The 17,942-nt window shown below is 48.4% G+C and carries 20 protein-coding genes; 4 read left to right on the top strand and 16 right to left on the bottom strand.

Annotation, left to right across the window (positions count from 1 at the left end; all coding sequences use genetic code 11):
* Window positions 1–22: 22 nt before the first annotated feature.
* Entirely contained in the window at window positions 23–259 is a 237-nt protein-coding gene (locus D5S11_RS03010; protein WP_007408721.1) for a YuzB family protein, read from the bottom strand.
* Window positions 260–525: 266 nt separating this feature from the next.
* On the opposite strand from D5S11_RS03010, the gene D5S11_RS03005 reads away from it, so the two are divergent.
* Complete coding sequence (locus D5S11_RS03005; RefSeq protein WP_007613539.1) at window positions 526–1,593, top strand: NAD(P)/FAD-dependent oxidoreductase; 1,068 nt, start codon at window positions 526–528, stop codon at window positions 1,591–1,593.
* A 37-nt stretch (window positions 1,594–1,630) separates the two neighbouring features.
* On the opposite strand, the gene D5S11_RS03000 is transcribed toward D5S11_RS03005, so the two are convergent.
* Window positions 1,631–1,957 carry a YuzD family protein gene (locus D5S11_RS03000; RefSeq protein WP_015240509.1) on the bottom strand — a complete coding sequence of 109 codons (327 nt, stop codon included), beginning with the start codon at window positions 1,955–1,957 and terminating at the stop codon, window positions 1,631–1,633.
* 79 nt (window positions 1,958–2,036) lie between these two features.
* On the opposite strand from D5S11_RS03000, the gene D5S11_RS02995 reads away from it, so the two are divergent.
* The gene (locus D5S11_RS02995) at window positions 2,037–2,372 is read left to right on the top strand and encodes a NifU family protein (RefSeq protein ID WP_169510385.1); all 336 of its coding nucleotides are present in this window, start codon (window positions 2,037–2,039) and stop codon (window positions 2,370–2,372) included.
* Window positions 2,373–2,412: 40 nt separating this feature from the next.
* On the opposite strand, the gene D5S11_RS02990 is transcribed toward D5S11_RS02995, so the two are convergent.
* From D5S11_RS02990 to cotNH, 5 genes are all read right to left on the bottom strand, one after another.
* Window positions 2,413–4,389, bottom strand: a complete 1,977-nt coding sequence (locus tag D5S11_RS02990) for a S9 family peptidase (protein WP_020956289.1) — start codon at window positions 4,387–4,389, stop codon at window positions 2,413–2,415.
* 102 nt (window positions 4,390–4,491) lie between these two features.
* Window positions 4,492–5,421, bottom strand: a complete 930-nt coding sequence (gene thrB, locus D5S11_RS02985) for a homoserine kinase (RefSeq protein ID WP_007613546.1) — start codon at window positions 5,419–5,421, stop codon at window positions 4,492–4,494.
* Window positions 5,418–6,476: a threonine synthase gene (thrC, locus tag D5S11_RS02980; protein WP_040238922.1), complete on the bottom strand. Its 1,059-nt coding sequence runs from the start codon at window positions 6,474–6,476 to the stop codon at window positions 5,418–5,420. The genes thrB and thrC overlap by 4 nt, the downstream gene beginning before the upstream one ends.
* Window positions 6,476–7,777: a homoserine dehydrogenase gene (locus D5S11_RS02975; protein ID WP_003151938.1), complete on the bottom strand. Its 1,302-nt coding sequence runs from the start codon at window positions 7,775–7,777 to the stop codon at window positions 6,476–6,478. The genes thrC and D5S11_RS02975 overlap by 1 nt, the downstream gene beginning before the upstream one ends.
* Before the next feature lie 201 nt (window positions 7,778–7,978).
* Window positions 7,979–8,995, bottom strand: coding sequence for a spore coat-associated protein CotNH (gene cotNH / locus D5S11_RS02970; RefSeq protein WP_007613555.1), 1,017 nt, complete (start codon window positions 8,993–8,995; stop codon window positions 7,979–7,981).
* A 154-nt stretch (window positions 8,996–9,149) separates the two neighbouring features.
* Between cotNH and D5S11_RS02965 the strand changes: the two genes are divergently transcribed.
* The gene (locus D5S11_RS02965; RefSeq protein ID WP_003151934.1) at window positions 9,150–9,650 is read left to right on the top strand and encodes a phosphatidylglycerophosphatase A family protein; all 501 of its coding nucleotides are present in this window, start codon (window positions 9,150–9,152) and stop codon (window positions 9,648–9,650) included.
* A 26-nt stretch (window positions 9,651–9,676) separates the two neighbouring features.
* On the opposite strand, the gene D5S11_RS02960 is transcribed toward D5S11_RS02965, so the two are convergent.
* From D5S11_RS02960 to lipA, 4 genes are all read right to left on the bottom strand, one after another.
* Window positions 9,677–10,447 carry a TIGR01457 family HAD-type hydrolase gene (locus D5S11_RS02960; RefSeq protein WP_007408728.1) on the bottom strand — a complete coding sequence of 257 codons (771 nt, stop codon included), beginning with the start codon at window positions 10,445–10,447 and terminating at the stop codon, window positions 9,677–9,679.
* A 33-nt stretch (window positions 10,448–10,480) separates the two neighbouring features.
* A complete protein-coding gene (locus tag D5S11_RS02955; protein ID WP_020956293.1) occupies window positions 10,481–10,915 on the bottom strand; it encodes a DUF86 domain-containing protein in 435 nt (144 codons plus the stop codon).
* 25 nt (window positions 10,916–10,940) lie between these two features.
* Window positions 10,941–11,216 (bottom strand): YutD family protein, encoded by a 276-nt coding sequence (locus D5S11_RS02950; protein WP_003151928.1) that lies wholly within the window; start codon window positions 11,214–11,216, stop codon window positions 10,941–10,943.
* A gap of 217 nt (window positions 11,217–11,433) precedes the next feature.
* Window positions 11,434–12,330: a lipoyl synthase gene (gene lipA / locus D5S11_RS02940; protein ID WP_003151923.1), complete on the bottom strand. Its 897-nt coding sequence runs from the start codon at window positions 12,328–12,330 to the stop codon at window positions 11,434–11,436.
* 202 nt (window positions 12,331–12,532) lie between these two features.
* Between lipA and lytH the strand changes: the two genes are divergently transcribed.
* Window positions 12,533–13,510 carry an L-Ala--D-Glu endopeptidase gene (gene lytH / locus D5S11_RS02935; RefSeq protein WP_007408731.1) on the top strand — a complete coding sequence of 326 codons (978 nt, stop codon included), beginning with the start codon at window positions 12,533–12,535 and terminating at the stop codon, window positions 13,508–13,510.
* Between the two features lie 37 nt (window positions 13,511–13,547).
* Here the strand turns inward: lytH and yunB are convergent, their stop codons facing one another.
* The 5 genes from yunB to D5S11_RS02910 all read right to left on the bottom strand — a co-directional run bounded on the left by yunB (window position 13,548) and on the right by D5S11_RS02910 (window position 17,917).
* The gene (gene yunB, locus D5S11_RS02930) at window positions 13,548–14,306 is read right to left on the bottom strand and encodes a sporulation protein YunB (RefSeq protein ID WP_020954305.1); all 759 of its coding nucleotides are present in this window, start codon (window positions 14,304–14,306) and stop codon (window positions 13,548–13,550) included.
* 126 nt (window positions 14,307–14,432) lie between these two features.
* Entirely contained in the window at window positions 14,433–15,827 is a 1,395-nt protein-coding gene (locus D5S11_RS02925; RefSeq protein ID WP_020956294.1) for a bifunctional metallophosphatase/5'-nucleotidase, read from the bottom strand.
* Between the two features lie 17 nt (window positions 15,828–15,844).
* A complete protein-coding gene (locus D5S11_RS02920; RefSeq protein ID WP_007613562.1) occupies window positions 15,845–16,666 on the bottom strand; it encodes a sulfite exporter TauE/SafE family protein in 822 nt (273 codons plus the stop codon).
* Between the two features lie 19 nt (window positions 16,667–16,685).
* A complete protein-coding gene (locus tag D5S11_RS02915; protein WP_014305754.1) occupies window positions 16,686–17,537 on the bottom strand; it encodes a DUF72 domain-containing protein in 852 nt (283 codons plus the stop codon).
* A gap of 26 nt (window positions 17,538–17,563) precedes the next feature.
* Window positions 17,564–17,917 (bottom strand): YunG family protein, encoded by a 354-nt coding sequence (locus D5S11_RS02910; RefSeq protein ID WP_031378393.1) that lies wholly within the window; start codon window positions 17,915–17,917, stop codon window positions 17,564–17,566.
* Between the last annotated feature and the right edge of the window lie 25 nt (window positions 17,918–17,942).

The raw sequence follows: 17,942 nt of genomic DNA, 5'->3' as shown, positions 1-17,942 counted from the left end.
AGACCCCGTTCGGAGCCTCTGATTAAAACATCGGATTTTCTTCTATGAATGTATATATGTTGTCAACCAGTTCAGCAGGCGTGCCTCCCGTAACCACTTCGCCGTTAACCAGGGCGAACAGGGACTCCATGCATTTCCCGCAATAGCTTAAACAGCCGTATTCAAGCACGTCCAAGTTCGGATCCTTCTCTAAGATCTCAAGTGCTTCCTGGGAACCGCGCGCTAAATTGCTGACACAGAATTCAATCATCGGATTCATGCGGTTTCACCTCACATATGTACCTTATCCTAACGGAATTTCCTCTATTCGTCAAAGATCCGGTTTCACACTCAATGTTATCGTAACATATTAATTCAGGTTAAAGGTTTTACTATTACGTGTTTTCTGGTCAATTTGTAGGTTATTTTAAAACTATTATTGTGGTTTTAGATCAAATTCGATATAATTCAAGATGTTATTTTACATAGTTCGTTATTTTGTAACAACATTGACTACCATATTTTTCGGGCAAAAGGGGAATCATTATGAAAAAATTGGTCTTGATCGGCGGGGGTTACGGAAACATGCGGGTGCTGCACCGCTTACTGCCGAACCAGCTTCCGTCAGATATATCCATCACGCTGATTGACAGAAACCCGTATCACTGCTTAAAAACAGAATATTATGCGCTCGCCGCCGGCACGATTTCTGATCATCATATCAGGGTGTCTTTTCCTGAGCATCCGAATCTGGATGTTCAATACGGTGAGGTGGCTTCCGTCGACACGAAAAACAAACAGGTTCTGTTTCATGACCGCGAACCGATTTCTTACGATGACGCGGTGATCGGACTGGGCTGCGAGGATAAGTATCATAACGTGCCCGGCGCGCCGGAACATACTTACAGCATTCAGACCATTGATCAGTCACGCGAAGCCTATCAAAAGCTGAACAACCTCGGCGCCAATGCATCTGTCGCTATCGTCGGAGCGGGATTAAGCGGCGTGGAGCTTGCCAGTGAATTAAGAGAGAGCCGTGACGATCTGAAGATTATGTTATTTGACCGGGGCGACCTGATTTTATCAAGCTTTCCGAAAAGACTCAGCAAGTATGTTCAGAAATGGTTTGAAGAACACGGCGTCACCATTATCAATAATGCGAATATTACAAAAGTGGAAGACGGGATCGTTTATAATCATGATGAAGGAATACCGGCCGATGCCATCGTGTGGACGGCGGGAATTCAGCCGAATAAAGCCGTCAGAGAACTGGACGCTGAAAAAGATCCGCAAGGCCGCATCGTTTTAACACCGCATCACAACCTTCCGGGAGATGAGCATGTTTACGTCGTCGGTGATTGCGCGAGCCTGCCGCATGCGCCGAGCGCCCAGCTGGCTGAAGCACAGGCGGAACAAATTGTGCAGATCCTCCTGAAACGCTGGAACAATGAAGAGCTGCCGGAAACAATGCCGCAATTTAAGCTGAAAGGCGTTCTCGGTTCACTCGGAAAAAAAGCGGGCTTCGGTCTTGTCAACGACCGTCCGCTCATCGGGCGTGTGCCCCGTTTATTAAAATCAGGCCTTTTATGGATGTACAAGCATCACAACGGCTGATAAGAAAAAAGCCGCTGATTGCGATCAGCGGCCATTTTTAAGAGCCCGCAACATAGCCGCGCTTTTCCATTTCTTCATATATATCTTTTAAATGCGGATTCCCTTCCCCCACAATGACATCCTCCACCAGCACGAGCGGATAGAAAAATTCATCGTTTCTGATGCGCTCCGCAAGTTCTTCTGTCTCCTTTTGCTGAGGCGGTGCGTCAATATCAATATACCGCATGTGAAAAGGCTGTTCCGGATATTTCCGTTGCAGCGCCGCCTCCAGCCATTCAAACGTATCTTTGGCGCTCGGCATATTCACGCAGCTTGCGCAAAGCGTTTCAGCGCCGTAAACACTGAGCGTAACCGGCTTTGTCATGTATATCATCCCCTTTACACCAGTATACAAAGGACGGGGCAGCTTTTGTATAAAAAACGGTTTTTATGTTCAAGTTTAAATATGCTATAATGGGGAAAGCAGCTTTGCAAACCAAACATTAGATTTTTACCGTTACTGTGAATATAATGGTTTTATGTATATGAAAGGAGCGAATCTCATGACTGAGGTTGAAATGAAAGAGCAAGTACAGGAAGTATTGGATAAATTACGCCCGTTTCTGCTTCGTGACGGCGGTGACTGTGAGCTTGTTGACGTAGACGAAGGCATTGTAAAGCTTCGCCTCCTTGGCGCATGCGGCAGCTGCCCAAGTTCAACGATTACGCTGAAAGCCGGAATCGAACGCGCCCTTCTTGAAGAAGTACCGGGTGTCGTTGAAGTAGAACAAGTATTTTAATCATAAAACCAGGCTGCATGACAGCCTGGTTTTTTATTTTTTACAAATAGTCATCAAACCATGAACAAATATAACGGATGCGTTTCATCCGCTGTTCCGGATGGCCGCTTCTCGACAGCTCATGCGTGGCTTTCGGAAACCGGATGAACGACGTCGTTTTGTTCAATTTCTTCAACGCGGTAAAGAGCTGCTCCGCCTGCTCTATCGGACAGCGGTCATCTCGCTCACCATGCAGGATCAAAAGCGGCGTCGAAACGCGGGACGCATATTTTACAGGAGAACGATCCCAAAGCTTATCCGCTTCCTCAAACAAATCATGTCCGAGCTGCCAGTCAGTAAAAAAGAAACCGATATCGCTGACACCGTGGAAGCTGAACCAATTTGAAATGGAGCGCTGCGTGACGGCTGCTTTAAAACGGCCGGTCTGCCCGACAATCCAATTTGTCATAAACCCTCCGTAGCTTCCGCCCGTCACACCGAGACGGCCGCTGTCAATAAACGGATACGCCTGAACAGCTTCATCCACCGCCTGCATGACATCACGGTAATCTCCGCCTCCGTAATCACCCCTGACACGATTGACAAAATCCTGCCCGTAGCCGTGGCTTCCTCTCGGGTTGACATACACGACAGCATATCCTTGTGCGGCCAGCACTTGGAATTCGTGAAAATACGTATGGCCGTACATCATGTGAGGCCCGCCGTGTATGTATAGAATGAGCGGATAAGTTTGATCCTCTTCAAAAACGGCGGGCTTTAAAAACCAGCCGTTTACCGTCAGCCCGTCCTTTGTTTCATATTGCAGCTTTTCCGGCACGGATATGATGCGCTCCTCAATAAACCGATCATTGTCGGATGTCAATTGCTTCTCTTCCCCATCTTCGAGCGAAATGCTGTAAAGCTCGGAAGGCTGTGCGGGTTTGGCAATGACAGCGATACAGCTTTTCTGATCAGGATGAAAAGCAAAACCATTCACATACTCTTCTTCTAATCGGATCGGATATACGAGGCCGTCAATCGAGATATAATAAATACCGGTGCTTCCCTGCTCGCTCCCGAGAACGTAAAAACCCTGCCCGTCGTTTGTCCATACCGGCCGAGGCGTCACTCCTCCTATGATTGAATCCGCAAGCAGCGCATCGCTCAAATGAACATCCAGCATGTCGGTCAGGCAGGAGAGCCGCTCAGTTTTCACGTCGTACAGCCACGCTTTCTCTAAAGTCGCATTGCGAAATTCATTTTCATGGCCCAGCATCGCGATATAAGAACCGTCTGGTGAAAACACGCAGAAACCGAAAGAACCGCGGTGCGGCGTAATCTGCTTCAGGCTTCCGTCCGCCAGATTCATCAGATAGACATCGCTCGGCTTTCCGGCGTCACCCGGCTCGCATAAATTGGCGGTAAACGCAAGCTGCCTGCCATCCGGTGAAAAGGCCGCGCCATAATGATCCGCTTCATGATCGGTCAGCTGCTGAATCTCCCCCGTTTCAAGATGAATCAGCACAAGCTGGGCCCAGCTTCCGTTCAGCAGGCCTTTCCCGTCACGTTTATATGTTAATGACTGAATATCAACCGGCTCATACTCGTCATGCTTCTTTTTTTCTTTCTCATCGGCGCGCTCCGCTGATGTCAGACTGACGGACACAAGCACGGATCTGCCGTCGGGCGCCCATATCGGATCTGATACGCCCCAAGGAATATCGGCCGCCTGCTTTGCCTCTCCGCCGGCAGCGTCGATGATGTACAGCTGAGGGACGCCGTTCTCCCTGTCAGAAACAAAGGCGAGGCGCTGTCCGTCAGGTGACCACCGCGGACTTGTATTTCTGTTGTCCCCGAAAGTCCATGGGTTTGAGATGCCGGATTCTGTGTCATATACCATAATGGCTGAGGAATAGGAATCACGCTTATGATTGACTGTTGTCCGGACGTAAGCGGCTCTTCTGCCGTCAGGGGCATATTGCGGGTCTGTCACGGATACGAGAGTCGCAATGTCCTCCTCGGTTATGAGTTTTTTCAATCGTATCTCCTCCTTTTCTTTTTTATTTCGCTTCCCTAAATAAAAATCCTTCTCCAGAAAAAGAAAGCGTCCTTCTCTGATGGGAAGAACGCTTTTTTATCATTATACACTTTTCACCTGCTCTAAAGGATTCCGTTCAATTACGCTTCCTTCTGACGGGACGGTAAGCGCCGCAATCTCACAGTGGGGGAAATGCTCAGAAAGCTGCTTTCTCAGCTCTTCTCCCTTTCCTTTTTCAATCAGGACAAGAATCGTCGGTCCCGCTCCGCTCAGCGCCGTCCCGTAGGCGCCTTTCATTTCGGCCGCATGTTCCACCTTTGAAAGCTCAGGAACAAGCATGGCGCGGTACGGCTGATGGAGGATGTCTTTTCTCATCATTTTCCCGGCGAGCGCCCAGTCATTTGACATGATCGCAGCAACGAGAAGGTTGCTGACGGCGCTTGCTTTAACGGCGCGTCGGTACGGCAGCTCTTTCGGGAGCACGTCTCTTGCGTCCCTGGTCAGAACTTCGTAAAACGGAATCACTGCCACAACGTCGATATCCGCTTCGGCAACACGCACGATATGTGTTTCATCTTCTTCGTGAAGGCCGATCACAAGCCCTCCTGCAAGAGAAGCAGCGGCATTATCAGGGTGTCCCTCTTCAAGACTGGCTAAGTGCAGCTTGTCGCTTTCCGACAGCTGCAGGCCGCATAACTCATCCGCAAGCTCAATGGCGGCGACGATAGCGGCCGCGCTGCTTCCGAGACCCCGTGCAAGGGGGATGTCACTCCACACTTTGACATGGGCGGGCGGCAGCTCTTTCTGATAGCGGTCAGCCGTCCGTTTGGCGACTTGGTAGATGAGGTTGTCCGTTCCTTGAGGGATGCCCGCGACAGTTTCGGTTTCCGCCGAGAACTGCCATTCATCGTTTCGGAAAACCGAAAGCTTCAAATATCTGCTGAGCGCCATCCCGACGGAATCAAACCCAGGCCCTAAGTTGGCGGTGCTTCCCGGAACCGTAATGGAAAACAGCATCTCCGCCTCATTCATACACGCGCCGCTCCATTTAAGTATTCCAGAATACTGTCCTCATCTGTCGGCAGCGTAATCGGTTTTATGTCAGATACGTCTACAGCCGTGTTCGGATCTTTCAGGCCGTTTCCGGTCAAAACTGCGACAACCTTGCTGCCTTTTGGAATTTCACCGGATTTCACCTGTTTCAAAACGCCGGCGATGGATGCACAGGAGCCCGGTTCAGCAAACACGCCTTCTTCACGGGCAATCAGCTGATAAGCGTGAAGAATTTCTTCATCTGTGACTTCATCAATTTTTCCGGCTGATTCTTCCGCAGCGAGCACCGCTTTGTCCCAGCTGGCAGGATTCCCGATTCGGATTGCCGTCGCAACGGTCTCTGGATTTTTAATGACTTCGCCGCGAACGATAGCCGCAGAACCTTCCGCCTCAAAACCGCGCATCTTCGGAAGTCCGGTGCCGTTTTTCTCATGGTATTCTTTGAACCCTTTCCAGTAGGCCGTGATATTCCCGGCGTTTCCTACCGGGATCGCCAGAATGTCCGGCGCTCCGCCGAGCTGTTCGCATACTTCAAAGGCCGCTGTTTTTTGCCCTTCAATCCGGTAAGGGTTTACTGAATTCACTAATGCAATCGGTGATTTTTCGCAAATCGACCGGACGATGGCCAGCGCGTCGTCAAAGTTTCCGTCAATCGCGATGATTTCCGCACCGTACATGACGGCCTGCGCAAGTTTTCCGAAGGCGATTTTTCCGTCCGGGATGATGACGATGCATTTCATGCCGGCTCTCGCCGCGTATGCCGCAGCTGCCGCGGATGTGTTCCCTGTAGAGGCGCACATGATGGTATCATTGCCTTCTTCTTTCGCTTTGGCGACCGCCATGACCATGCCGCGGTCTTTAAAGGATCCCGTCGGATTAACGCCCTCTGTTTTCACATGCAGTTCAATTCCGAGCTTTTCGGAAAGTTTCGGCAGGTGAATCAGCGGCGTGTTGCCTTCATGCAATGTCAGGGCCGGCGTCTGATCCGTCACCGGCAGAAATTCTTTATATTGATGGATGAGTCCTTTCCACATTAGCTCCAACCGTTCCCTTCTACGCGATATGTGCTTTTTACTTCTTGTACGACTTCGAGGTCATTTAAGTTTTGCAGAATGTCACTGAAATCTTCTTCCGATGTATGATGCGTGACGATGACGATTTCCGCGAGGTCGTCATGGCCTTTGATCGGCAGCTGCAGAATTTTTTCAAAGCTGACGCCGCGCTCTGAGAAGGCCGATGTGATTTTTGAAAAAGAGCCGACCTGGTCTTTGACGTGAATTCTTAAAAACTGCTGGGCATAGATATCAGACGGCTGCTTCAGATTTCTTTCAAACTGCGGGGCGACAAAGCTGTTTCCGTTTACGCCGAGACGCATGTTTTTCATGACCGCGACCAGATCGGAAACGACCGATGTCGCAGTCGGCATGCTTCCGGCTCCGGGGCCGTAAAACATCGTTTCGCCGACAGCTTCTCCGTACACGTAAACGGCATTAAACTCGTTATGCACCGCAGAGAGCGGATGATGATCCGGCAGCAGTGTCGGCTGAACGCTGACTTCGATTTTATTGTCATCACGCTGGGCGATGCCGATCAGCTTCATCGTATAGCCGAGCCGTTTGCTGAAGCTGATGTCTTCATCCGTAATCCGGGAAATTCCTTTTACTTTGACATCGTCCAGATCGACGTTCATAGAGAAGCCGAGACGGGCTAAAATCGCCATCTTGCGTGCGGCATCGAGGCCTTCTACATCGGCGGTCGGGTCCGCTTCCGCGAATCCGAGATCCTGCGCTTCCTTCAGCACTTCTTCATACGGGCTTTTTTCTTTAATCATTTTCGTTAAGATGAAGTTCGTCGTTCCGTTGACGATTCCCATCATTTTTGTGATCCGGTCAGAGGAAAGGCCTTCTTCGAGCGTGCGTAAAATCGGGATTCCGCCGGCGACACTCGCTTCATAATACAAGTCACAGCCATTTTCCTTTGCGGCGGCTAAAAGCTCTGACCCGTATACGGCGATCAGATCTTTATTTGCGGTCACAACATGTTTTTTCGCTTTCAAGGCATCAAGAAGATATTGCTTCGTCTGTTCGACACCGCCGATGACTTCAATAATCACGTCGACCTCAGGGTCATCGATCACATCATAGACTTCTGTCGTCAGCACTTCTTTCGGCAGGTCTGCGTCTCGTTTTTTATCAATATCTTTAACTAGCACTTTTTTGATTGTCACCGGACAGCCGACCTGGTGCATAAGCTTATCCTGATGATCTTGTATAATTTTGACGACTCCGCTTCCCACGGTTCCCAGTCCTAACAGTCCAATACGAATCGCTTCCAAAGAGAAACTCCACCTTTCTTCCTTTTGTCCACTAGAAAAGGACAATTGTTAACCCTTCACAGACATTTAAGTTACAAATATTATATAAGCCCGCATTTGTTTTGACAAGCGGCTGAATATTGTTTCTACGGCTATGAAAACGCTTAACACACTGATATGACAAGATTCCCTATTTTCTAAATATTTTTACGTCATATTTTCTTACGAACTGATTCCTTTTCCGAGCCACGCCACAGGCGGGACAAAAACCTGCGCCGACCTGACATTCATCATGTTGTGACATGTCTGTAAAAACTGTTCATAGCGGGTGCAGTCGGCAAGAATGTAGTCAAGCTGCTCTTCGTAAAACTGTTTTTCAGAATCATGAGAAATGTAATAGCTCTCCACCGTCTCGAAGAAATGGAGCGGAAACAGCAGGCGGCTGTAAAACAGGCGTTTGGAAAAGGAGGATAACGGCGTAACTTGCTCATATTCCTGCAGAAACAAAAACCCATCTTTGAGCAGGTCGTCACGATGATACAAATATGTGCTGCGCATATATTCCGCAATATCACGGGCGGCATGGTCGAATACCCAATCGCCCGGAATGCGGATCAATGATTCCTCCGACCAGGTATCCCGTTCCATCCGCTGATGGCAGATTGTCCCCGAGTCTTCTGCGCCGGGATTGTCATCCAGCTCCGTATCCACTAAATATTGAATGGCGTTTTCCGCTAAGCCTGAATAATAAGGAAATGCTTCGATCATTTTCTTTTCGAACGGTTCAAGCGGAGACATATGAATTTTCTGCATCCAGAATGATTCCAGCTGATCCACCCGTTTTCCCCATAAGTCCTTCCATTGGCCGATCCTGCCCGCTTCTTTCACTTCGTACGGAAAACCCCGCCCTTTTCTGTGAAATTCGGCAAGCTCCCCTCCGACAGAAAACGACCGGTTTGAGACGGGAATCGGCGCTTTTAAGAGCGCATACGTTTTGCCTTCGTCCTCAAAGGTCAGTTCTCCTTCCTTCGTAAAGATAAACACTGAAACGTATGGGTCACTTTGTTCTTGTAAATACTGACTCATGTAGTAAAGCTCCGTCAGCTCTGATTGCGAAAACCCGGAAACGGGAATTATAAGAAAGAAGGAATTAGGCGTCTGGAAGCATTGGTATTTCTGATAAACGGAGAGCTGTCTGACGTGGATGCCGTATTTTTCTTTAATGATGCTTTTCATCATAATCACCTGCCTGAAAAATTAGAGCTATTCACATCGTAGTCATACGCCGGCGGAATTATGAATACATATTGTAATCCTTTGAATCAAGTGGAGAAACATCGTACACATCGGAAGAGTGTTGTATAAACTAGTAAAAAAAGATTGGGTGAAGCAAATGTCAGAAAAGGAACAACTGAATCAGGTGGAAGCTGTCGCCAGGGCGCGTTTAAAAGAACGGGGGGTTGAGACGGACGATATTGCCGAGCTGGTGTATTTCCTTCAAAAAAAATATCATCCTGATTTGACGATGGAGGTATGCAGGCTCAATGTGGACCGTGTCATCGCAAAACGCGAGGTGCAAAACGCCATTTTAACGGGAATAGAATTAGATGTGCTCGCCGAACAAAAAAAGCTGTCTGAACCGCTTCAGACCATTCTGGCGATTGATGAAAGCCTGTATGGGGTTGACGAGGTGCTCGCCTTCTCTATCGTGAATATATACGGCTCAATCGGCTTTACGAATTACGGCTACATTGACAAAGAAAAACCCGGTATTCTCGGGCGGTTAAATGATAAATCTACGGGCGAATGCCATACGTTTCTTGATGATATCGTCGGCGCAATCGCAGCAGCGGCTTCAAGCCGGCTTGCTCACAGCGCCAGAAATACAGAATAAGGACGGCCGTCATGGCCGTCCCTTTTTTATAGATGTTCAATCCATTCGGTTAAAGAGTCAATCGCATATGTCGGCTTTTGGCCGTAATCTGCCATATGCTCACGCTTTGTCACTCCGGTATGAACCAGCAGCGTATCCATGCCCGCATTGATGCCGGCCATAATATCCGTTGCATAGTTATCGCCGACCATGAGTGTTTCGGAAATATCCGTTCCGAGCACACGCATCGCCTGTTCCATAATAATGGATTCAGGCTTGCCGATAAAGACAGGCTCAACGCCCGTTGACACCGTCAAAACGGATGTGAGCGAACCGTTCCCTGGTAAAAGCCCTCTTTCAGTCGGAATGGCGACGTCGCCGTTTGTTGAAATGAACCGGGCGCCGTTTCTGATCGCAAGGCATCCCGTTGCCAACTTTTCATATGTAATGCCGCGGTCGATTCCCACAACGACAAAGTCCGCGTTTTCTTCACCGAAGCTCAGCCCGTTTTCTTCAATGGCCTGACGGATGCCTTCTTCGCCGATCACATACACCGACGCGTCTTTTTTCTCCTGGGCGATATGCTGCGCAGTCGCCATGCTCGTCGTGAAGACCTGCTCTTCAGATGCCGGAATGTCAAAGCTCATCAGCTTGTCCGCCACCTGCTTCGGCGTCCGGGAAGAATTGTTCGTCACGAATAAATACGGAATGCCGCGCGCTTTAAGCGTTCTCACGAATTCACACGCTTCTTCGATTTTTTCCGTCCCGTTGTACATTGTGCCGTCCAAATCTATCAAATATCCTTTATAATCCTTCATACTCAACACTCCTGTGGATTTTCTCACTCGTTGTTATTTAAATGCGGAAACAGGCCCTAATTCTGTTTCCAGGTAGGTTCTTACACGGGCCGGAAAGGCTTTCAGCACATCTCTGTTTGACGTGATCAGCGTAAACAGCTCCTGATGATCGGCGTGCTGATATTCCTGGACAAGCTGCTTTCTGGAAGAGATCAGTTGCTTCAGCTTATTCCCTTCATCCTCAGCTACCACCTTTTCATCCGTCAGAATATCCATGATGTCGTCATAACTCCCCGGATCGCGCATGATAAAGCCGTCAATCATATCATTTCCGACATCGAGAATGCATTCGATCATAAGATGGCTGATCCGCTCAAGCGCCCTTTTTTCGATCTCGCTCTCCCATGCAGGCGTGCTGTCAAACAGCGCCAGCTGGGTCTCAAAAAAACGGAGTGTTTGTTCGATATTATTTCTGTCAACAAAATACACGTGACAGCATCCCCTTCTGCATCAATTATTTTCTGATTCGTTTTAAAACAAAATACGCGCAGCCGAAATTGCAGTATTCGTAAATGTATTCGTCCAATGTGCTGATTTTCGTTTCAAAGGTTGCTTTTTGATTCTGGTCATCAAAGAAGCCTTTGAGCCGCAGCTGACTGTATCCCCAGTCTCCCACAATGTAATCATATTTATTTAATATGTCCGAATAGCGGGCTTTGAACGCTTCTTCATTAAAGCCGTTTTTAAAATCGTGTACGAGTTCAAACTCGGCATTTTGAATAAGAATCATGTCTTCACCTCTTTTATCACTCTTTACTATCATAATTCATTGACTTCTGTCCATCAATTGCAAAATGAGACGGTTCGGACGGACGGAGAATTTTTCCTCTTTATATCCAGTGTAGCGGTTCAGACGATCCTTATTCAAGAATGACTTTTTCCCTGCAAAAACGGCTCCATCACAAAAAACCCAAAACCTGCGGCGTTTTGGGTTTTTTCGGCTTATCTTATGCTTGGGCCTGGCGTTTTTTAGACGCTTCGTTCACTTGTTCATCCGCATGGTAGGAAGAACGGACAAGCGGGCCTGCTTCACAGTGGCTGAAGCCTTTTTGCATCGCGATTTCTTTCAGTTCGGCAAATTCGTCCGGATGATAATATTTTTGGACTTTTAAATGTTTTTTCGACGGCTGCAGGTATTGGCCGATCGCCATGATGTCGACATTGTTCGCAAGCAGGTCGTCCATCACTTCAATAATTTCTTCCTTCGTTTCGCCGAGACCGATCATAATGCTTGATTTCGTCGGGATGTCAGGCTGCATTTCTTTCGCACGGCGCAAGAATTCCAAAGAACGGTCATATGTTGCGCGGGCCCGGACTCTCGGTGTCAGGCGGCGGACGGTTTCAATGTTGTGGTTCAGAATATCAGGACGGGTATCCATTAATGTTTTCAGGTTGTCGTAATTTCCGCCCATATCGGATGGCAGCACTTCAATTGTCGTGAACGGACTTTTTCTGCGGATCGCCCGGACCGTTTCCGCAAAGACGCCTGCTCCGCCGTCTTTCTGATCATCACGCGCTACGGCCGTGATGACGGCGTGTTTTAAATTCATCAGCGCGACGGAATCAGCTACGCGTTCCGGTTCCTGCAGATCCAGCTCAGTCGGCAGTCCCGTTTTTACAGCGCAGAAGCGGCATGCTCTCGTACAGACGGAACCGAGAATCATGAACGTCGCCGTACGTCTGACAGCCCAGCATTCATGGATGTTCGGGCATTTTGCTTCTTCACATACGGTATGCAGATTATTTTCACGCATTAATTTTTTCAGACCCGTATAGTTTTCATTCGTGTTCAGCTTTATTTTGAGCCATTCCGGCTTTCTCAGATGCTCGTCTTTCTTTGCCATTTCCCCATCATCTCCATTAACCCTTTATTCATGTTCGTGTGCGAAAAATTTCTATTTCACGATGGATATAAAACTTGCGGATTTCTATTCAATAGTCACTTTAACATAGGAAAAATTTCTCGACAAGGGAAGAGAATTACTTACATTTTCTCGGATTGTTGCCGCAAACTATTTGTATTCAATCCTGAAAGGAGATCATGTTGTGAAAGTTCTGTTATCTGCTCTTCTCCTTTTTTCAGTTTTCTGTCCGGCTGCAAGCGGGAAAGAACAATCGGCTCTTGTTTACGGCGAACGGATGCAGTTGTACCGCAAAGCCGAAGCAGTCACGCAGATTCCTTGGTATGTGCTTGCGGCAGTTGATCAATATGAAGAAAATGTCCGCTCGAACCGAAAGGATCTGCCGGAAAAAGCGGGAATCATCAGCATTTATATTCCGGATCATTTGTGGAGCGGCCCTGAAAATCCAAATCCTAAGGACGATGCGCCTCTCAGCATTAAAGTATTTGACGGGATCGGCCTGGACGGCGACGGCGACGGAAAAGCCGAGGTAAGCAATGATGAGGATATCCTTTATACATTTGCTCAGTATTTAGCGGGATTCGGAACCGATCTTGACCATATCCGCATCGGTCTCTGGAATTATTACCGCCGTGATCAGACGGTCGGCATTATCACCGAATTCATGACACTGTTTAAAACGTTCGGCCGCCTTGATCTCGGAGAGCACGCTTTTCCGCTTCCCGTGAAGACGGATTACAGCTACCGCAGCACATGGGGCGCCGCACGGGGTTTCGGCGGGCGCCGGATTCACGAAGGAACGGATCTGTTCGCTCATTACGGGCTCCCCGTCAGATCGACCTGCTACGGTATTGTTGAAATGAAGGGCTGGAACCGTTTCGGCGGCTGGAGAATCGGCATCAGGGATATCAATAACACGTATCACTACTTCGCTCACCTGAACGGCTTTGCAAAAGGTGTGCATAAAGGCCAGATCGTCAAACCCGGAGAGGTGATCGGCTCTGTCGGCAGTTCCGGGTACGGACCGCCGGGCACCGCGGGAAAATTTCCGCCGCATCTTCACTACGGGATGTATAAAGATAACGGCAGATCGGAATGGTCTTTTGATCCGTATCCCCATTTAAGGGCATGGGAACGAAAAGAAATCCGCAGGAAAAAGTAAACACACAGCCGCCAGGAAAGATTGCGGCTGTGTGTTTTTATTTATCTTTCTTCTGTTTTTCACTCGGCAGCTGGACGGAAGGCGTCACACCTGACCCGCCGCTTCCGTTATAAAACTGCGGCACCTCTCCTTGAATCGCTTTAATGGAGACCGGAATATTATTTGTCACGACTGATGTCTTACTGGCAAACGGAATAATGACCTTCACTTTTATTTCCACAAAAATACTGATATCGATCAGGGCATTGTTAATGCCGTACGGCTTTATTTTTGTTTTCACATCAGTTAACGCATCACCGATCAGGTTAAAGCGCACGGGGATTTTCGGCCCCAGATTTCCGAGAATGCTGTTTCCCGTGACCTGCCCTAAGGGAATATCGATCATAATTTCATCGGCCGTTTTCGCGCCTTTTTCCGTTTCATGCTGCTTATTGTTCGACTCCGCTTCCTTCAGATGAGCCTGAAGCTGCTTTGTCACTTTCGCCTTCATACTGTTGACCATTTGTGTATTAAAATCCATCGTTGTGACTTTTCCGTTTTCATCCGTTTTCATATCGACCATATCTTTCACATTGTCGCTGTGAGACATGTATTCTTCAATGGATTCCGTAATGACCTCTGTCGCCACCCGTTTGGTTTCCATTTCTCCTATGTTCATCAGCACCGGTTTGATTGAGGAGTTGATCATCCAAAGGCTGATGACCGTCGATATGATAAAAAAAGCAAACGACAGAAGAAGCACATATCGAAAAGGCAAAGGCCCTCTCTTGCGAAGAGCGCTCCGGTATCTAGGCAAGAAAAATCCCCCCTTACATATCACAATGTATGCTTGTAAGAGGGGACATAGTATTTTATTTTCACTCTTAAAAAGTCCCGCTTTCACTCATTCGGGTGAAATGGAACGGCGGGCAGCTACATGACATTACGGCTGCCGCGCGAGCTTCCAGGCGAGCAGATCCCTTAAAAACTCCGGCATAAAGTATTGCTTTTCTTTTGAATCGCGGATGTAAGGGAACAGCTTTCCGAGTGTAAACATATCGAGAACGGCAACCGAGTATATCCGCTCCGGATCAATCTCTTCTCCGTTCACTTTCACATTGAGGAGATGCGTCACACCGTCTTCAAGGATGCCGGCCTCTGCCTCCGCTCCGGCATATACCATCCTGCCCATCACTTCCCCGCGGAAGCCGAGGCCTTTTATCCGCAGCTGCTCCATTTGTTCCGAGGCGGCCTGGCTGATTGTTTCCTGGAGTTCCCTGCCTGAAAGACGCACGGCGACCGGATTGATCGGATGAGGGCAGATGCGGTGCAGGTCAAGTTTTGTGACAGGCCCCTTCTGTAAAGGCCCCAAAATGACGCCTGAATTCACCATGCTGACTTCACAGCCGCACCAGCTTTTCAGCGCTTCGGCTAATAGAAGCGGGAGCGGCGATTCCTCAAACCACTTCACGCCGGCTTCTTCATTCAGGTTGGCGACTTGTTCGGAGAGCAGGTTTTCCGCTTCCCGTTCCTTCTCTTTCAGAAAAGCCGCCGTATCTTCAGATTCCCCTTGCCAATCAGCCATTTTCTGTACAGACGCCTGTTTGCTGACAATGGTTCGTGATTCACTTTCTATCGTCAGCTCGACACAGCCGACATAGTTCCCGTATTTCTCCGCACATGCAAGCAATACGCCGTTTATGTCCTGTCCGTCCTCAAGAAGGTGGTGCGTATGTGATTCAAGAATGACATCGATGTCCGGAAATTTTTCCGCTGCGGCCCGGTCATCGATCAGGCCTAAATGAGAAAGCAGAATGATGATGTCCGCTTTGCCCTTGATATCGTCAAGTGATTCTTGAATGCTTTTTTCCGCATCCGTCACCGTCCAGCCGAGTTTTTGATAGACGGGATAATACGGCACCGTGACGCCGAGTATGCCGGCGGTCATCCCGTTTTTCAGTGTTTTGATCACGTAGGGCTCGGCCCATTCCGGCCGCTGTCCATCCGCGTCAAACAGGTTGGACACAATGACGGGAAACGCGGCATGGGTATATAAATCCGCCAGCTCATCGTGAGGCAGCGTAATTCCTTCATTATTCCCGACGGCAGCCGCATCGATCTCAAGCCGGTTTAACAAGTCGACATTCGCTTTGCCGAAGGTCGCTTCCGTTATCATTTGGAATCGGTCCATATGATCGCCGATGTCGAATACGAGTGTTTCCTCCCCGTCTTTTTCATGTTCATTTCTCTTCTGCTCAATATAATGTACGATTTTCGGCCAATTTTCGAAATGGCTGTGCAAATCATTCGTATGATATAAACGGAGCTTCTCTAACATACCATCTCTCCTACCTTTTAGCTGAATATCCCTTGATAAATCAATTCACAGCCGATCAAAATCAAGACGACCCGCATGAAAAGCACGATCGTTTTCGTCTGCACCCGCTTATTAACCCACGCGCCCATTTTGCCGCCGAACCACGCGCCCGGAACGAGGCACAGCGCATACAGCCAATTGACATGGCCCTCTGCGATATGTGACACGGAACCCGTCACGGAGGATAAGAAAATAATGAGCATTGACGTCGCCACAGCCACTTTCGGCGGGAACAAAAATAACAGCATCATGGCCGGAACCATAAGAGAGCCGCCGCCAATGCCGAAAAGACCGCCCAATAAACCGACGAAAAAGGCAATCACGATACCGGTAAAAATACGGTACGAATATGTATAAAGCTCACCCGATTCATCCTCATATGTCCGGATCATGCCTTTATGCGCTTTATTGACCGGTTTTGCTTTCGCCTTCAGCATTAATGTAATGGAAATCAAAATCATAAAAAGTCCGAACCAGACGGAAAACGTATGCGCATTAAAAAGTTTAGACAAATACGCGCCGATGATGCTTCCCGGGCCGGAACCGATAAAAAAGATCAGTCCGCTTTTGTAGTCAACGGTTTTATATTTCATATAGGCCAGAGTTGATGACAGGCCCGTAAAAATAATCACCAAAAGGGACGTGCCGATGGCAGTCTGCGGTGTTACGTCATGGAAAAACGGAGTCATCGTGCTTAAATAGAGCATTGCCGGCACGATGATAATTCCTCCCCCAAGCCCGATCAGGCTGCCGACCGTTCCCGCGATAAATCCCAATATAATCAAAATAAGATAAGACATGTGTCTTGAAACCTCTTTTCTAGCTGAATAGGTCGAGCTGCTTCGGAGCAAGTCCGGTATATGAGATATTTAACATTTCAAGCATCTCAAGCCCGTTATCGGCGGCGTCTCCGCCTGAGTTATTATTGAAGAGCACATACAGATTGCGCGACTGTTTTTTCAGCTCCTGAAGATTGTTTTTCCAATCTTTGAGCTCCTGTTTGTTATAGCGGTATAAATATCTGACCTCACGCCAATTTTGTCCGCCGTCAGGTTTGATCCAGCCCTGTTTGTTCCGCCCGTGAAAACGGACAAGCGTTTTTTCTTCATCCGTTGCTTTCAGGACGGTCGGAATGCTGCCCTCGCCGATTTGCGGCTCGTCACATATGCTGTGAATCCAGCCTTCCTCCTTCATAAAGGAAAGCGTCTGTTCGTAAAATGGCGGAGAAAACCAAGACCGGTTGCGGAATTCAAGCGCGCACGGGATATCGCCCATCTGCTGCCTGCACCATCTTAAATATGCGACGTTTTCTTTCTTGCAGTCAAACCACGGCGGGAATTGGAACAGCACCATGGCAAGCTTTCCATGCTCTATATACGGCGATAATGACAGCTTAAACGCCTCAAACATTTCTTCCTTCGATTCAAAGGGAATATCGCCGCGCTGATGACCCGTCATTCCTTGATATGCCTTAATGACAAATTGAAAAGATTCCGGCGTCTCTTTGACCCATCTTTCATTATTGCGGGCGGGCTGTATCGCGTAAAAGCTCGCGTCCAGCTCAACGATGGGAAAATGGGAGGAATACGCCTGCAGTTTTTGCGGGCCCGCTGTTTTAGGCGGATAGATGCTGTCATGATCCCCCCACCCCGTCAGTCCGATATAAATCACAATCCTTCACCTCTCACTCTAGTTTATCACAGGTGTTTTTCTCTTTCTTTTTCCATGTTTTTTCTGAATGCACTTTTCAGGAACCGGTACTGATGTTCATTGGTGTCCGAAAATGCCTCATCTCTGGAAGAAAGAATGTGCTGATAGACGATCGGCTCTGAAAACTGACCGCTCGTGAAATCATATATCTCCCCGTCTATTCGGTTATAAAAATGCCAGCTTGTGCCGGTTTTTGTTTTGAGAATGTCACCGCCGTAAACATCTTGGATGACTAAAGCCGTTACGCCGCACTGGCCTTTGGCCGGGCAATCTTCCGTCCATTTTGTACTAGTCTTGCGCGACCAGGATGCCGTTAATATGTTCAAGATTTGATCATACAATGTGTTTTACTCCTTTTTATAAAAA

This window comes from Bacillus sp. L75, assembly GCF_003676355.1.
Classification (GTDB): Bacteria; Bacillota; Bacilli; order Bacillales; family Bacillaceae; genus Bacillus; species Bacillus velezensis.
This window is presented reverse-complemented; position numbering and strand designations above follow the sequence as displayed.

Excerpts from the sequence above, each read along its gene's own strand:
- D5S11_RS02925 (WP_020956294.1), bottom strand. The coding sequence starts at position 15,827 with ATGTTAGAGAAGCTCCGTTTATATCATACGAATGATTTGCACAGCCAT.
- D5S11_RS02950 (WP_003151928.1), bottom strand. The coding sequence starts at position 11,216 with ATGATTCTTATTCAAAATGCCGAGTTTGAACTCGTACACGATTTTAAA.
- D5S11_RS03000 (WP_015240509.1), bottom strand. The coding sequence starts at position 1,957 with ATGACAAAGCCGGTTACGCTCAGTGTTTACGGCGCTGAAACGCTTTGC.
- lipA (WP_003151923.1), bottom strand. The coding sequence starts at position 12,330 with ATGGCAAAGAAAGACGAGCATCTGAGAAAGCCGGAATGGCTCAAAATA.
- D5S11_RS02920 (WP_007613562.1), bottom strand. The coding sequence starts at position 16,666 with ATGTCTTATCTTATTTTGATTATATTGGGATTTATCGCGGGAACGGTC.
- thrB (WP_007613546.1), bottom strand. The coding sequence starts at position 5,421 with ATGAATGAGGCGGAGATGCTGTTTTCCATTACGGTTCCGGGAAGCACC.
- D5S11_RS02965 (WP_003151934.1), top strand. The coding sequence starts at position 9,150 with ATGTCAGAAAAGGAACAACTGAATCAGGTGGAAGCTGTCGCCAGGGCG.
- D5S11_RS02960 (WP_007408728.1), bottom strand. The coding sequence starts at position 10,447 with ATGAAGGATTATAAAGGATATTTGATAGATTTGGACGGCACAATGTAC.
- D5S11_RS03010 (WP_007408721.1), bottom strand. The coding sequence starts at position 259 with ATGAATCCGATGATTGAATTCTGTGTCAGCAATTTAGCGCGCGGTTCC.
- thrC (WP_040238922.1), bottom strand. The coding sequence starts at position 6,476 with ATGTGGAAAGGACTCATCCATCAATATAAAGAATTTCTGCCGGTGACG.
- D5S11_RS03005 (WP_007613539.1), top strand. The coding sequence starts at position 526 with ATGAAAAAATTGGTCTTGATCGGCGGGGGTTACGGAAACATGCGGGTG.
- cotNH (WP_007613555.1), bottom strand. The coding sequence starts at position 8,995 with ATGATGAAAAGCATCATTAAAGAAAAATACGGCATCCACGTCAGACAG.